Source organism: Nocardia sp. NBC_00565, assembly GCF_036345915.1.
In the GTDB taxonomy this organism is placed as follows: Bacteria; Actinomycetota; Actinomycetes; order Mycobacteriales; family Mycobacteriaceae; genus Nocardia.
In genome coordinates this window covers 4,147,311-4,162,302 of sequence record NZ_CP107785.1, presented here as the reverse complement: position 1 = coordinate 4,162,302, position 14,992 = coordinate 4,147,311, and the positions used below count along the sequence as shown (strand labels likewise).

The window sequence follows — 14,992 nt, the reverse complement described above, 5'->3', positions numbered from 1 at the left end:
CGTGCGGCCGGTCTAGCGGTGGTGTTGGGCTGTGCGTTCCAGGGCGGTGACGACCAGGTCCAGGAATGCGTCGACCTCGTCGCGCTGGTAGCCGCGAGTGCTGAGGCGGGCTTCGGTGAAGCGCACGGCGCGGACGTCGGGAATGGTGAGGCTGCTGGGGCCGCCGTGGGCGAGGGTGGCGGCGACCAGGTCCAGGAAAGCGTCCACCTCTTCGGTGTCGTAGCCGCGGCGCCCCACCGGGGCCTGGGTGAACTGCATGCGGTGGACATCGTCGGGGGTGAGCAGCGGAGCGGGGCCGGAACCGTTGCCGCCCGCGGGCACCGGGCGGGTGCCGCGCTGCCGGAATTCCAGTTCGACGCGCACTCGGTCGAGAAATTCGTCGACCTGGTCGGCCTGGTAGCCGCGGCCGCCGAAGCGCGGCGCGTCGAATGCGACGTGGCGGATGTCGTCGGCGGTCAGTACGCCTTGGCCGTCCAGTGTCGCCGAGATCAGTTCCAGGAAGGCGTCGACCTCATCGGCGTGGTAGCCGCGGTGTCCCACAGGTGGCATGGCGAAGTGGATTCGGCGCACGTCGTCAGGGGTCACCTGCGACATTGTTCCAGGGGCGCTGCCCTGCTCAAGTCGAATACGCTTTTTTCGAACTAGGCGGTCTCTGCCGAACACGTGTTGCCCCCGTTGGCCACAGTCGATCTGGGTCACACCTTAGTCCCCGCAGCGGCGGGCATCCGCTGCAGATTTGCCGGATTCACCCGGCGCGGGTTCAGTCCTTGCGCACGCCATCGATCAACAGCCGCCGGATCGCCTCGTTGAGTCCATTGACGGCGTTCTCGTCCGGATTGCGCATCCCCTGCACGACGCCGGCGATCAGCATGCCGGTCACCGCCTTCGCGGTGTTCTTGGTATCGAGGTCCGCGCGCAGGTAGCCGAGCTCGACGCCGTGCGAGAGGTAGCCGGCCGTGAGCGCGTCGGCCATATCGAGCAGGCCGTAGAGCCGCGCGGTGAGTTCGTCATCGATGCCGGTGGCGTGGAACAGCAGCAACTGCGCGACCCGGCGGTCGTCGACGAGGATGCGGGTGAGCGCGGCGCCGATGCGATCGATCTGGGCGCGGTATTCGTCAAGAGAGGTGGCGGCGTCCGGCGCGTTGTCGGTGCCGAGCGCCTCGATGATCCGACCGGCCAGATCGTCGACGACCACGTCGATGATCTCGCGTTTATTGCTGAAGTACCGGTAGAACGTGCCGTGGCCGATGCCGAGCTCATTGGCGATATCGGCGATGCCGGTGGCGTGATAGCCCTTTTCGGCGAAGCAGACGAACGCGGTGTCGATGATCTCTTGCCGGAGTTCGGCTTTACGTCGCTCGGCACGCGTGGATGGCTTCGTCACGGGCACAATGATACTGTGTTCACAAACGGAATGAGGTGTCATTCCGTGAAAAGCGATTCACATTGATTGAAGAATGTTCTCAGCAGGAGGTTCGGCGTGGCGCCTCAGTTCGATGCGGTTGTTGTCGGTGCGGGATTCGGCGGGATGGGCGCGGGCATCGAGCTCGACCGGATCGGTCTGCGTAATTTCGTGATCCTGGAGCGCGAGGACGACCTCGGCGGCACTTGGCATGTCAATCACTATCCGGGCCTCGCGGTCGATATCGCCTCGGTGACCTACTCGTATTCCTTCGAGCCCAACCCGTATTGGACGCGGCTGTTCGCGCCGGGCAGGGAGCTCAAGAAGTACGCCGAGCACATCGCCGGCAAGTACGGCCTGCGCCGCCGGATGCGTTTCGGCACGGTGGTCGACGGCGCGCGCTGGGACGAGGAGCACGAGCAGTGGATCGTGTCCATCGCTGGTGGTGAAACCATTACCGGCCGCTACCTTTTGACCGCGACCGGCTTCCTCTCCCAGCCCTACACTCCGCCGTTCCCCGGCATCGATACCTTCGCGGGCAAGATCATTCACACGACCGCGTGGGAGGACGATTTCGACCTCACCGACCGCAAGGCCGCCATCATCGGCACCGGCGCCACCGCCGTGCAGTTGGTGCCGGAGGTGGCCAAGAAGGCCGCGGCGCTCACCGTCTTCCAACGCACCCCGATCTGGGTGGTGCCCAAGGTCGACACCGCGATCCCGGCCCCGGTGCAGAAGATCTTCGCCAGGGTGCCCGCCACCCAGAAGGTTGCGCGACTAGTGAACACCGGCCTCCTGGAGGCCCTGATGGTGGTCGGCGTGCTGCATTTCAAGCAGGCCAAGCCGCTGAACAAGGCCGCGGGCGTGCTGGCCAAGGCGCATCTGCGGACCCAGGTGCGCGACAAGCGGACTCGCGAACAGCTCACCCCGCACTACGACTTCGGCTGTAAGCGCCCCACCTTCTCCAACCAGTATTTCAAGACGTTCAACGAGGCGCATGTGCGCTTGGAGACCAATTCCATCGAGCGGATCGAACCGGATGGCATCGTCACCGCCGACGGCCACAAGACCGAGATCGATACCTTGATCCTGGCCACCGGCTTCAACCTCTGGGATGTCAACTTCCCGGCCATCGAGATCATCGGTCGCGAGGGCGTGAACCTCGGAAAGTTCTGGCGCGACAACCGTTTCCAGGCCTATGAGGGCATCACCGTGCCCAAGTTCCCGAACTTCCTCAGCCTCAACAGCCCGTACTCCTACAGCGGTCTGTCGTACTTCACCACCATCGAAGCCCAGATGAAGCATATGGGCCGGTTGCTGCGGGAGACCTTCCGCCGCGGCGAGACCACCTTCGAGGTGACCGAGCAGGCCAACGCGCACTTCCTCGACCGCGTCACCGACAAACTCGGCTCGTCGGTGTTCTATGGCGGCGACTGCTCGACGGCGCGCAGCTACTACTTCAACCCGCACGGTGAGGCCGCGTTGCTGCGCCCGACCAGCACCATCAACGCGCACCGCGAAGCGGTGAACTTCCGGCTGGACGATTACGACTACGGGACCAAGTCCGCATAGCCGCCCCGTTGCGCAAGCCCCGCGGTCTCGGCCGCGGGGCTTGCTTTTCGTGGGCTACTCGGCGATCTTGCGTTGTCCACATGTGCGCGGCCGCGGCGTCCACCAGGGACGTCAAGGGTGTGCCGGTGTGGTGGTTATGACACGAACTGGCAGACTGTTGGGGTACTTGTCCATCCCACCCACAGACTAGGGACTGACTTCGACGATGGAACTTCTGTTTCCGCTGCTGCTGGTAGCCCTGCTCGTGCCCATGTTCCTCGGTGTGCGCCGCCAGAAGCGCGAGGCCGAGAAGGTCACCACGATGCAGGAAAGCCTGAAGGTCGGCGATCAGGTCACCACCACGTCGGGGCTGTACGGCACCGTGGTCGATCTCGACGACGCCACGGTCGATCTCGAGATCGCCGAGGACGTCGTCACCACGTGGTTGCGCGCGGCCGTCCGCGACGTGCGCACCGCGGACGAGGTCACGGATGAGACCGTGACCGACGAGACCGACGAGACCGATGCCGGTCCCGTCGAAGAGTCCGCGCAGCAGACCGAGACCCGGCTGACGAAGGACTGACCTGCTTCCCCCGGCGACTGCTCGTAGGTCGCTCGAAGGGCCGGCCCGGCTATCGTGGCGACTGCCTGCAGGTCGCTCGGAAGAGCCGGCCCGCGTGCCGGAAATCGCCGCGGGCCAACCCTCGGCTGCGCGTGCCCGCCTGTTCCATCCTCGACTTCCGCCTAGGAGATGACGAACTGTGCCACCTTCCCAGGGATCGGCGCATCCGCTCCGGTTGCTCGGCGTCTACGCCGTGCTGCTGGCCGTGATCTATGCGCTGGTGTTCTTCGCCGGTGATCATTCCCCCACCCCCAAACTGGGCATCGACCTGCAGGGTGGTACCCGGGTCACGTTGACCGCCCGCACCCCCGACGGCAGCAAGCCCAGCCAGGACAGCCTGCGCCAGGCGCAGACGATCATCGAGAACCGGGTCAACGGCCTCGGTGTCTCGGGTTCCGAGGTCGTCATCGACGGCGACAACCTGGTGATCACGGTTCCGGGTGACGACGGTGGCCAGGCCAAGGCGCTGGCGACGACCGCCAAGCTGTACATCCGTCCGGTGCTGACGGCGGTGCCCGCCGTCGGCGGCAAGAGCACGCCGCAGACGCCGGGCACCACCGGGACACCGGGCACGGTTCCCGACGTCACGCAGCTGAATCCGGACGGGACGGTGCCGACCCAGCCCACGCCGACCACCGAGGCCGCGCCCACCTCGGAGGCCACGCCGCCCACCGAGGCCACGCCAGCGGCCGAGTCGGCCCCGCAGCAGCGGGTGTTCCCGGCGCAGGCCCCGCCCTCACCGACGCCTACGCCGGGCGGTCTGACGCCGCAGGAACAGGCCAAGAAGGAGATCGCGGACGCCAAGGCGACCAGGCAGAGCACCGATCCCACGGTGCAGCAGGCCGCGATCGCGGCACTGGACTGCACCAAGTCCGACCCGCTGGCCGGTAACGACGATCCGAACCTGCCGCTGGTCGCCTGCGCCACCGATGGCAAGGAAATCTTGCTGCTCGACAAGAGCCGGATCGACGGCCAAGAGATCAAGAACGCCACCTCGGGCCTGAACCAGCAGCAGGCGCGCCACGAGGTGAACCTCGAGTTCAAGTCCGGTGGTAGCGACGCCTGGGCCACGCTGACCGGTGAGTACATCAACAAGCGGGTCGCGTTCGTGCTCGACTCGAAGGTGGTCAGCGCACCGGTCGTGCAGTCGGGTCCGCAGCAGGGCGGTCGCACCACGATCTCCGGTAACTTCACCGCGGCCAGCGCCAAGGAACTGGCGAACACCCTGAAGTACGGTTCGCTGCCGCTGTCGTTCCAGACCTCCGAGGCCGAGACGGTTTCGGCGACATTGGGTCTGTCCTCGCTGCGCGCGGGTCTGCTCGCCGGTGCGATCGGTCTCGCGGTCGTGCTGCTGTACTGCCTGCTCTACTACCGGATGCTCGGCTTCCTGGCCGGTTTCTCGCTGATCGCGTCCGGTGTCGCGGTGTACGGCATCATCGTGCTGCTCGGTCGGTGGATCGGGTTCACGCTGGACCTGGCAGGTATCGCCGGTCTGATCATCGGTATCGGTCTGACGGCCGACTCCTTCGTGGTGTTCTTCGAACGCATCAAGGACGAAATGCGTGAGGGCCGCAGCTTCCGGTCGGCGGTGCCGCGCGGTTGGCAGCGGGCCCAGCGCACCAACCTCTCCGGTAAGACCGTCAGCCTCATCGCCTCGGTGGTGCTCTACATCCTGGCCGCCGGTCAGGTGCGGGGCTTCGCATTCACCCTCGGTATCACCACCGTCCTCGACGTGATCGTGCTCTACCTGGTGACCGCGCCGCTGATGATGCTGGCCTCGCGCTCGTCGTTCTGGGCGAAGCCGTCGGTCAACGGGCTCGGCGCGATTCAGGAAGTGGCCAGGGAACGCAGGGCCGGCGAGGCGCTGCTGAAGGAGACGTCACGATGACAAACTCGACTCTGGAGTTCTCGGACGAGCTGAACGATGTCGACGCGCCCAAGCACAGCATCTTCGAGCGGCTCTACACCGGCACCGGCGGTTTCAAGATCGTCAATCGCCGCCGCTTCTACTACGGGCTGACCGCGGCCTTCCTGCTGATCTCGTTGCTGAGCATCGGGATTCGCGGATTCACCCTCGGCATCGACTTCGCGGGCGGTTCGCGCATCCAGCTGCCCGCGGCGGGAACGGCCACCACACAGAAGGTCGAGGACGTCTACTCCCAGACCATCGGCCATGCCCCGGTGACGGTGCAGAAGGTGGGATCCGGTGCGGCGGAGACCATTCAGGTCCGCTCCGACACACTGAGCGCCACGCAGACCGATGCGCTGCAGACCGCCCTGTTCAACTCCTTCCAGCCGAAGGACAAGGACGGCAACGTTTCTCGTAACGCGATCAGCATCGCCGAGATCAGCGAGACCTGGGGTAGCCAGATCACCAAGAAGGCGCTGATCGCGCTGGTGGTGTTCATCGCGTTGACCATGGTCTACATCGCCATCCGCTTCGAACGGGATATGTCGATCGCGGCGATCGGCTCGCTGTTCTTCAACATGATCGTGACGGCGGGTATCTATTCGCTGGTCGGCTTCGAGGTGACACCCGCCGCGGTGATCGGTCTGTTGACCATCCTCGGGTACGTGCTCTACGACAACGTCGTGGTCTTCGACAAGGTCGAGGAGAACACGCGTGGCGTGGTCAATACGACCAGACGCACCTATGCCGAACAGGCGAACCTCGCGGCCAACCAGACGCTGATGCGCTCGATCAACACCACGGTCATCGGCATTCTGCCGATCGTCGGCATGCTCGTGATCGCGGTATGGCTGCTCGGCGTCGGCACGCTGAAGGATCTGGCGCTGGTGCAGTTGGTCGGCATGATCGTCGGCGCATACTCGTCGATCTTCTTCGCCGTGCCGCTGCTGGTGTCGATCAAGGAGCGGTGGGGTCCGGTGGCGGCGCACACCAGGAAGGTGCTCAACAAGCGGGCCGGGCTGGCTTCGGCGCGGGCCGGCGCCGAGGCGGAACGCCGGGCGGTCGCGGCGACCGGGCGCGAGTTGGGTGCGCGCCCCGTGCGCGAACCGGGACAGGCGCCGCGTCCGGGTGCGCGGCCGAGCGGGAAACGGACCAAGCGGCGGAACTGACACCCGACGGCAGGGGTTTTCGTTGATGAAGCAGTCGCTAGCGGCACGTCTGATCGGAGCGGTGGCTGCGGGCACCGTGGCCGCCACGGTGGTGGCCGGATGCTCGAGTCAGAACCAAGTGCCCTCCATCGGTTACGCCGTCGACGCGGTGATCGCCAGTTACAACGGGGGGAGCACGCTCGGCGCGAGCACCGGCTCGAACGCGGTGTTCGCGCGGGTGCTGACCGGGTTCTTCTACACCGGACCGGATGGTCAACAGGTCGCCGACACCGATGTGGGCACCGCGAAAGAGGTGCCCGGCGAGGCGCAGACGATCCAGTACCGGCTCAGCGCGGACGGTGTGTACTCCGACGGCGTGCCGACCTCGTGCGATGATCTGGTGCTGGCCTGGGCCGCGCATAGCGGGCGGTACACCAAGCCCGGCGACCGCGGGCAGGTGCCGTTGTTCGACGCCGCGAGCACCGCCGGATACGCCGATATCGAGCGGGTGGATTGCCAGACCGGTTCCAAGGACGCCACCGTGGTGTTCCGCGGGGACCGGCACTACCTGCCGTGGCGCAACCTGTTCACCGCGGGTGAGTTGATGCCCGCGCATGTGGCCGCGCGGGTGGCGAATGTGCCGAATGTGGTGACCGCCGTGCAGTCCGGTGACCAGGCCTCGCTGCAGCGGATCGCCGACTTCTGGAACAACGGGTGGACCATCGGCTCTGGCAAGGTGGATCTGAGCCGGTTCCCGTCATCGGGGCCGTACCGGATCGATTCGTTCTCCGATAAGGACGGGCTGGTCCTGGTCGCCAACGAACGCTGGTGGGGCAATAAGCCCGAGACCGGGCGGATCGTGGTGTATCCGAAGACCGCGGATCTGAAGGCGAAGGTCGGCGACAATGCGGTCGGGGTCGTCGATATCGGTGCCGGATCGGTGAAAGATATCAATCTGGACGGGTTTTCGGTGCGGTCGGTGCCGGGGCGCGGTGCCGAGCAGTTGGTGCTCGGGACCGGAGGCGTCTTCGGTTCGGCCGACGCTCGGCGCGCCTTCGCGTTGTGTGTGCCGCGGCAGGCACTGTTCGACAAGCTCGGCAAGGCCAAGGACGCGCCGAAGACCGGGCTCGGTACCGCGCCACTGAATTCTCGTATCACACAGCAGGATTCGCTGTTCTATCCGGCCGTCATCGGGGCGGCCGACAAATATCGCGGCGGCGACACGACCGCCGCCGCGGCCTCGGGTGGGTCGAATACCACCATTCGGGTCGGATATGTGCGTCCGGACGAGCGGCGTACCCAGACCGTGCAGCTGATCGCGGAGGCGTGCAAATCGGCCGGTATCAATGTGGTGGACGCCGGATCCGCCGATTTCACACCGTCCCAGCTCACCGAAGGCAAAGTCGACGCCGTGCTCGGCAGCACCGCATCGGCGCCGGGTCCGGCCGGATCCCAGACCGGTGTGGCGGCGAGCAGCGCGTTGCGCACAGGTAGCGGGCTCAATTTCGGTCGCTACGGTAATGGCCGCTACGATTCGATCACCGATCAGCTTGCGGGCGACGACAACTCGACCACAACGCTGAATCTGCGCACCGAGGCCGAGAACCTGCTGTGGGCGGATATGCCGAGCATCCCGTTGTTCGTCACGCCCCGCACCATCGCGTTCGGCAACGGTTTGCAGAACGGCATAGCCGGTCCCACGCAGGCGGGCACCGGCTGGAACATGGACCGCTGGGTGTTGAAGCGGTGACAGGTGTTGGTGGGTGAGTAATCATGGAGAGGTGTCGATGAGCAAGCACGCGGCGGTGGAATCAGACGACGTTCTAGCCGAGCGAACCGGCAAGGCCGCCGAAGCGGTCGCGCGCCTCACCCGCTGGCGCGACGACTTCCCGTCTCCCGGAGTCCGGTTCGCCGATCTCACACCGGTCTTCGCCGATCCGGAGGGCTTTCGGGCCGTCCTCGACTGCCTCGCGGCCTGCGCACCCGATGCCGACCTGGTGGCGGGGGTCGACGCGCGCGGTTTCCTCATCGGTGCCGGTGTCGCCGCGACGCTGGGTACCGGCGTGCTGGCGGTGCGGAAGGCGGGCAAGTTACCGCCGCCGGTCATCTCGCGTGAGTACAGCCTCGAGTACGGCACCGCGGCGCTGGAGATTCCCGCTGACGGTGTCGAGCTGAAGGGCTGTCGCGTTCTGCTGCTCGATGATGTCCTGGCGACCGGCGGTACGTTGGCCGCCGCCGCCGATCTTTTCCGGACCGCTGGCGCCGAAGTCGTCGCGGCCGCGGTTGTGCTGGAGTTGGGCTTCCTCAATGGGCGGGATCGTCAGGGCGACTACCCCTTGACCTCAGTGGTCCGCGTCTAGATTTCGACGTGGGCCGCGGGGGTTCACGGCTGTCGCCTGATTCGACTCGCTGATGGCTCCTGGAATCCGGATTGCCGGTGGTGGTTCGGGCTGCGAGGGTCGCTGGGTAGTTGCTTATGCCCGGTGGATGACGTATCGCTGTGGGTGGGGAGCAAGTCGGCGGTGGGTCAGGTGGGAATGCCGTGGACTAATCCGTTGGTGATGTGTGTGATCCGAATATCACTGGCGCAACATCCGCGGATGTGTTTAATCTAGAGAAGTCTTACCCCCGTTGATCGGAGTCATGTCGTTGCTCTCATGAGGTAGCCACTCGGGCGGCCCGCATCCCGCGCGCCGCGTTTCCGTGCAACCTCTGGGGTCCGCATGACCAATCTGTCTCTTTCCGATCTCACTTTCTCCTGGCCCGATGGCACGCCCGTATTCGACGGGCTCGACGCCGTGCTCGGACCCGGTCACCTCGGCCTGGTCGGCGGCAACGGTGCGGGCAAGTCAACCTTGCTGCGGTTGATCGCGGGTGAGCTGACGCCCGCACGCGGTTCGATCACGGTCACCGGGCGGCTCGGCTACCTGCGCCAGGATCTCGGCCTCGGCGACGGTCAGCGCGTCGATGCGGTGCTCGGTATCGCCGAGACGCGGAAGGCGTTGCACCGCATCGAATCCGGTATCGGCGAAGAATCGGACTTCGACACCGTCGGCGGACAGTGGGACGTCGAGGAGAGCGCGATCGCGCTGCTCGGTCGACTCGGCCTGCACTACCTCGCCGACTCCACCGAACAACTGGACCGCCGCTTGGCGACCCTCTCCGGCGGCGAAACCGTGCTGCTCGGCTTGGTCGCGGAGTTACTGCGCGATCCGGATGTGCTGTTGCTCGACGAGCCGACGAACAACCTGGATCACGTTGCCAGACAGCGCCTCTACGAGGTCGTCGCCCAATTCTCCGGCACCGTCCTCACCGTCAGCCACGACCGGGAACTGCTGGAGCGAATGACCACGATCGCCGAACTGCGCCAGGGCGAATTACGGTTGTTCGGCGGCAATTTCAGTGAGTACGAACGGATCATCGAAGCCGAGCAGGAGGTGGCGCGGGCCGCGATCCGGGACGCGCGCAGCGACGTTCGCAAGCAGGCGCGCGAACTGGTCGAGACCCGGATCAAACTGGATCGCAGAGCGCGCTACGGGCAGAAGATGTTCGAGAACAAGCGCGAACCGAAGATCGTGATGGGCGCACGCAAGCGGGCGGCTCAGGTGTCGGCGGGCAAACTGCGCAACAACCACATCGAAAAGCTGGACACCGCAAAGGATCAGCTCCAGCAGGCCGAGGAGCTGTTACGCGACGACCGTCAGATCCGGGTCGACCTGCCCGACACCCGGCTCTACCCGGGACAGGAGGTCATCGATCTCGATCGGCTCGAGCTGCCCTGCGGGCCGACCGTGACATTGCGGGTCTGCGGGCCCGAGCGAATCGCACTGACCGGACGCAACGGCGTGGGTAAATCCACACTGCTGCACCGTATCGCCGCGCAACAGCCGAAAGTTCCGTGGCGCATACTGCCGCAACGCCTCGACATCTTCGACGAACAACGGACGGTCTTCGACAACGTCGCCTCGACCGCACCGCATGCCCGTGCCGAACAGATCCGAGCCCAACTGGCCCGGTTCCTGTTCCGCGGCAGCGACGCCGACGTCCCGGCCGCGGCCTTGTCCGGCGGCGAACGTCTGCGCGCCGCCCTCGCCATGCTCCTGCTTGCCGATCCGGCCCCGAAACTCCTCCTCCTCGACGAGCCAACCAACAATCTCGACCTCCCCAGCCTCGACCACCTGACCCAGGCCCTGGCCGGCTACGAGGGCGCACTGATCGTCGTCAGCCACGATCCCCGCTTCCTCGACGACATCGGCATCACCCGCCGAGCGGAGCTGACCGCCGACGGACTGATCGAAACCCTGGTCCGGTAGTGCGCTGCGTGGCCTTCGCTATCCGCGCGCGGCTCGCCGCATCACGCCTGGGTGGCGCAGTAGGCGCGGGCCCAGCTTCACCGCGAGGAGGCTGAGGGGGAGCCAGGGGCGCAGATATGGGTTGAGGCGGCGGATGCGACCGTCGGCGGCGAGTTCGAGAATCATGGCTTCGGTCATTCGGAATCCTCCGATGGTGGCTTCGGCCAGCAGGACTCGGCGGGTGCCGTCGCCGATGTGTTCGGTCCAGCGCAGGTGGGAGAGGCTGCCGTAGGCGGCGGTCAGCAGGATACGCAGATCGTCGTGACCGCGGAAGATCAGGCGGCCGGAGACCGGTGAGGTCAGCTCGGCATCGGGGGCGAGGGTGGTCATCAGCGCGTCGATATCGGCGGCCTCGGTCGCCTCGCGGAACTTTGCCACAACGTCCGACATGAAATACCCCTTGACGTTCGGTTTTCGGTCGCATCGAAACGTATCGGAGTCACTTGCAAAAAGCAATGGACTACGCTGGGTGGGTGCCCAAAGCTGCCATGTCCGACATTGTGTGCTCGATCGCGCGAACGCTCGACGTGGTCGGGGAGCGGTGGACGCCGCTGATCCTGCGTGACCTGTTCGTCGGGGTGAACCGATTCGAGGACATCCGCCGCGATCTCGGGATCGCCTCGAATGTCCTCACCGCACGCCTGGATGCGTTGCGGCAATATGGGATTGTCGAGGCCAGGATGTATCAATCGAATCCGGCGCGCCACGAATACGTGCTCACCGAACAGGGGCGCGATCTGTATCCGGTGCTGACGATGCTCATTTCGTGGGGCGATAAGTGGCTCGCCGGACCCGCGGGCCCGCCCGCGGTCGTGGTGCATCGCGATTGCGGGCAGCCGACCTCCGGTGTGGTCGTCTGCCGCGACTGCGCAGCGCCGCTCACCGCGGACAATGTGTACTGGCGGCACGGACCCGGTGCGCGGCGGGGGCCGGGGACGATGCTCATCGGCGACTATCTGGAACCGGCGCCGTAGGACTGCTCGAGTTGAGCGACGTGCTCGGCTGCAGCATGATCAATGCGATGGACTTGGTGTTGCAAGCGATAGCCGACGTCGATTGGGCCGAGCTGGAACATGCTTACGGCCCTGCGACGGATGCTCCAGCGCACCTGCGTGCCCTGATCGACGGTGATGCCGAGGCCTGCGCGGACGCGGTCGGCTATCTTGACGCCGCCCTGCTGCATCAGGGCAGTGTGTACTCCGCGACCGCGCCGTTCGTCGCGATCGTCGCCGAACTGCTGCCGCGTCCGCACACCGCGATGACGGTCGAGGACATCCTGCCGTGGGATCCGGAGCCGCGACCATTGCGCGTCGCACTGCTGGATTACCTGGAGGTGTTCGCGCAGGGCTGTTGTTCGGGGATCTCCGATGAGGAGCTGTACGCCGAGGCCTACCCGGCCGGGCGCACCGAGGAGGATCTACAGCGGGTCAAGGCGAATCGGCGCGCGGGGCTGCTGCAACTGGGCCCCGATCCCGCGAATGCCCTGCTGGTAGAGCATGTTCCGACACCACCGGGACTACTGGCCGCCATCGACGACAACGAATTCCGCACGGCGATGCGGGCACGCGACGAAATCGCCTGCCGCGCGGTGATTCCCGGCGTGATCAAGGCGATCGTGCCCTTGCTCGACGACGCGGACGCGTCGGTGCGCATCGCGGCGCTGCGCGCGATGATCGAGCTCACCGCACATCCGGACTGTACCGACAAGCGCATCGCGCTGCTCAACCAGCTGGACGCGATCGCGCCGACCATGCCCGACCCGACCGAACGCGCCACTGCCGCAAGGATTTCTGGCATCCATGGCGGCCGTCCGGAACAGCTGCTCGCCGACATCCATCCCGGTGTCCGCGCCTGCGCCGCATTGGCACCCGCATTCGCCGCCGATCAGTGCGCTACCGACGAACTCCTGGCCGCGCTGGAGCGACCGGAGGCCATCGACGAGTGGTTCAACCGGCACCTCCCCGGGCAGGACGGGTGGCTGCGCCACGACGTCATTCGCGAACTCGTCAGCCGCGTCGATGATTTCGAGACGCTGCTGCCCGCCGCGATCGAAGTGGCATGGGCCGCGAACCGGAGCACCGTGAACGACGACTGTATTTCGTTCCTGCGCAAAGCCTTTCCTGATCCGATTTACCCCGGTTCGGACCTGTCCGCCGCCCAACTGTCGTTCCTCGCGGTCCTGGTGGAGATCGAAGACCTGTGGCTGTTCGGCCAACTCGACCTATGGTTCGAAGCGGCGGGATTGCCCGGCGGCCGGGAGAGCTGTCGTAGGCTCGTCGAGCATTAGTCCAGCAGGGCCACAAGCCTTTTCGGTGCCACCCTACGGTAGGCGTCGTGAATGATCTCGGTGATCTCGTCCCAATCGGGATCCACCTCGAGCCGCACGCCGATCCACCCCCGATGTCCGACATACGGTGGCACGAAGAACCGTTCGGGCTCGGCATCGACGAGTTCGGCCTGCGCCCCCTCGGGCGCCGGACACCAGATCGTCGCTCCCGGTTCCCGGTGCCGGTCTTCGAGGTACATCGTGAACGCGGTCTTGGCCCGGACGAAGAAATTCGGGCAGCCGTGGCTCAGCCGCTCGCTGCTTTCGGGCAGGACCAGGCATATCGCCCGGATCCGCGGCAACGGGTCCACATCCGAAGTGTAGGAGGTAGGGTCCCGACTTTCGCCGCCGGACCGCGGACACAAGGATGTATCCATGGGAATCGAGTTGAACGTGGCGGGGGTGTGCCGTGCGCCCACCGAAGACTTCCTCGATCAGGTCGGGTCGTGGTTACGGACCGGTCCCGCCGGTGCGCGGGTCGGCTGGACCACGACGTCGGCGCCGTTCCGGAAATCGGTGGAGGTCTCCGGTGACCGCCTGCTGGCCGTGCTGCATCCAGCAGCCGAGCCGGTCGATCTGCGCGCCGCGCACGGTCAGGTGGTGGTGAGCGCGGGTTGCGCTCCGGCCGGGCCCGGCTATCACCGGCATGTCGCCGCCATGCTGCACGAAATGGGCAGGCGTTTCGACATCGAGTGGGACGAGGGCACCGAGGATCCGCTCGGGCTGGCCGATGACCGCGCGGAAGTCGAACGCGACTACCTGCGGTGGATCCGCACCCTTGCGGAGACGGTGCTGACCCAGGTGCCCGCCGAGGGCAACTGGGTGTCGATCGGATTGTCGCTGGGCAGTGACCGTTTCGATTACGAGGGGCTGGCCGCGAGTTGGCTCGGACCGCGCACCCGCGACTGGTTCCAGGCCGTCTCCGATGGTGACGAGGCGGCCGCGCGCGCGTTCTTCCCGTGGTGGGAGGACGGCTGGACCGCGCCGACGATTCGTAATACCGCGGTCGGCATCATCTGGAACGACGTGCGGTGGCGTCCGCCCTCGGACGCCGACGACACCCCCGCGCTGCACCAGGCCGACGCCCTGCTCGCCGAGGCGCACCGCCTCGACGCGGCCCTGGAATTGCCGTGGGCGGCCTGGCACGAATTGCGGCTGCTGCTGGCGGAGTCGGCGCCAACTGCTGACGGCGCACCCGCGGATCTTCCCGCGCGCGCCGGCGCGGATCTTCCCGCGCCACTGGGCTACCGCCGCCGCCCGGTCCTGACCGCGCCGGTATCCGGTTGGAGCCTGCGGATCCCCGGCGACTTCACCTACGGGTGGGACGGCGATCGCTGGTGGGCCTGGGACGGTATCCGGCAGATCGAAATCACCATACTGCGGGTCGGCGACGAGCAGAGCGGTCCGCCACCGGCGGCGATGCTGCAGTACGGTGCCAACGCGACCGAGGGGCACCGCGGTGAGCCGGTGACTGGCGGCCCAGGTGACGGGTGGTGGCTGCCCTCCGAGGACGGCGACGAGGTCGGCGTGCAGGGGATCGCCAGTCGCCGCAATGGTGAGTTGCTCCTGGTGACGATCAGTGTTCCCAGCGCGCAATTGGATTGGGCGATCGAGGCCTGGCGGTCATTGCGTTACGGCGGGGAGTAGCCGGACCGCACGTTTACGGAAGCGGACGCACTGCC

At 66.3% G+C, this 14,992-nt stretch carries 14 protein-coding genes; 10 read left to right on the top strand and 4 right to left on the bottom strand.

From position 1 onward, the window contains the following. Positions 1-12: 12 nt before the first annotated feature. Together OG874_RS19920 and OG874_RS19915 are read right to left on the bottom strand one after the other, a co-directional pair. Positions 13-594 (bottom strand): DivIVA domain-containing protein, encoded by a 582-nt coding sequence (locus OG874_RS19920; protein WP_330256628.1) that lies wholly within the window; start codon positions 592-594, stop codon positions 13-15. Positions 595-760: 166 nt separating this feature from the next. Continuing rightward, positions 761-1,426 carry a TetR/AcrR family transcriptional regulator gene (locus OG874_RS19915; RefSeq protein ID WP_442943365.1) on the bottom strand — a complete coding sequence of 222 codons (666 nt, stop codon included), beginning with the start codon at positions 1,424-1,426 and terminating at the stop codon, positions 761-763. Between the two features lie 54 nt (positions 1,427-1,480). On the opposite strand from OG874_RS19915, the gene OG874_RS19910 reads away from it, so the two are divergent. The 7 genes from OG874_RS19910 (at position 1,481) to OG874_RS19880 (ending at position 10,945) form a co-directional block, all read left to right on the top strand. Next, positions 1,481-2,974, top strand: a complete 1,494-nt coding sequence (locus OG874_RS19910) for a flavin-containing monooxygenase (protein ID WP_330256626.1) — start codon at positions 1,481-1,483, stop codon at positions 2,972-2,974. 205 nt (positions 2,975-3,179) lie between these two features. Further along, entirely contained in the window at positions 3,180-3,536 is a 357-nt protein-coding gene (gene yajC, locus OG874_RS19905) for a preprotein translocase subunit YajC (RefSeq protein WP_330256625.1), read from the top strand. A gap of 178 nt (positions 3,537-3,714) precedes the next feature. Beyond that, a complete protein-coding gene (gene secD, locus OG874_RS19900) occupies positions 3,715-5,463 on the top strand; it encodes a protein translocase subunit SecD (RefSeq protein ID WP_330256624.1) in 1,749 nt (582 codons plus the stop codon). Beyond that, positions 5,460-6,653 carry a protein translocase subunit SecF gene (gene secF, locus OG874_RS19895; protein ID WP_330256623.1) on the top strand — a complete coding sequence of 398 codons (1,194 nt, stop codon included), beginning with the start codon at positions 5,460-5,462 and terminating at the stop codon, positions 6,651-6,653. Before secD ends, secF begins: the two co-directional genes overlap by 4 nt. 25 nt (positions 6,654-6,678) lie before the next feature. Then, entirely contained in the window at positions 6,679-8,382 is a 1,704-nt protein-coding gene (locus OG874_RS19890; protein ID WP_330256622.1) for an ABC transporter substrate-binding protein, read from the top strand. A 37-nt stretch (positions 8,383-8,419) separates the two neighbouring features. Then, on the top strand, positions 8,420-8,992 hold the full coding sequence (locus tag OG874_RS19885; RefSeq protein ID WP_330256621.1) for an adenine phosphoribosyltransferase: 573 nt from the start codon (positions 8,420-8,422) through the stop codon (positions 8,990-8,992). A gap of 363 nt (positions 8,993-9,355) precedes the next feature. Next, complete coding sequence (locus OG874_RS19880) at positions 9,356-10,945, top strand: ABC-F family ATP-binding cassette domain-containing protein (RefSeq protein ID WP_330256620.1); 1,590 nt, start codon at positions 9,356-9,358, stop codon at positions 10,943-10,945. An 18-nt stretch (positions 10,946-10,963) separates the two neighbouring features. Here OG874_RS19880 and OG874_RS19875 read toward each other — a convergent pair whose 3' ends face one another. After that, the gene (locus tag OG874_RS19875) at positions 10,964-11,374 is read right to left on the bottom strand and encodes a nuclear transport factor 2 family protein (RefSeq protein WP_330256619.1); all 411 of its coding nucleotides are present in this window, start codon (positions 11,372-11,374) and stop codon (positions 10,964-10,966) included. An 83-nt stretch (positions 11,375-11,457) separates the two neighbouring features. Between OG874_RS19875 and OG874_RS19870 the strand changes: the two genes are divergently transcribed. After that, positions 11,458-11,958, top strand: a complete 501-nt coding sequence (locus tag OG874_RS19870) for a winged helix-turn-helix transcriptional regulator (protein ID WP_330256618.1) — start codon at positions 11,458-11,460, stop codon at positions 11,956-11,958. A gap of 11 nt (positions 11,959-11,969) precedes the next feature. Further along, the gene (locus OG874_RS19865) at positions 11,970-13,271 is read left to right on the top strand and encodes a hypothetical protein (protein ID WP_330256617.1); all 1,302 of its coding nucleotides are present in this window, start codon (positions 11,970-11,972) and stop codon (positions 13,269-13,271) included. Here the strand turns inward: OG874_RS19865 and OG874_RS19860 are convergent. Then, complete coding sequence (locus tag OG874_RS19860; RefSeq protein ID WP_330256616.1) at positions 13,268-13,621, bottom strand: MmcQ/YjbR family DNA-binding protein; 354 nt, start codon at positions 13,619-13,621, stop codon at positions 13,268-13,270. The two genes, OG874_RS19865 and OG874_RS19860, sit on opposite strands and share 4 nt — an antisense overlap. Before the next feature lie 64 nt (positions 13,622-13,685). Between OG874_RS19860 and OG874_RS19855 the strand changes: the two genes are divergently transcribed. Continuing rightward, positions 13,686-14,957 carry a hypothetical protein gene (locus OG874_RS19855; RefSeq protein WP_330256615.1) on the top strand — a complete coding sequence of 424 codons (1,272 nt, stop codon included), beginning with the start codon at positions 13,686-13,688 and terminating at the stop codon, positions 14,955-14,957. Positions 14,958-14,992 lie beyond the last annotated feature (35 nt).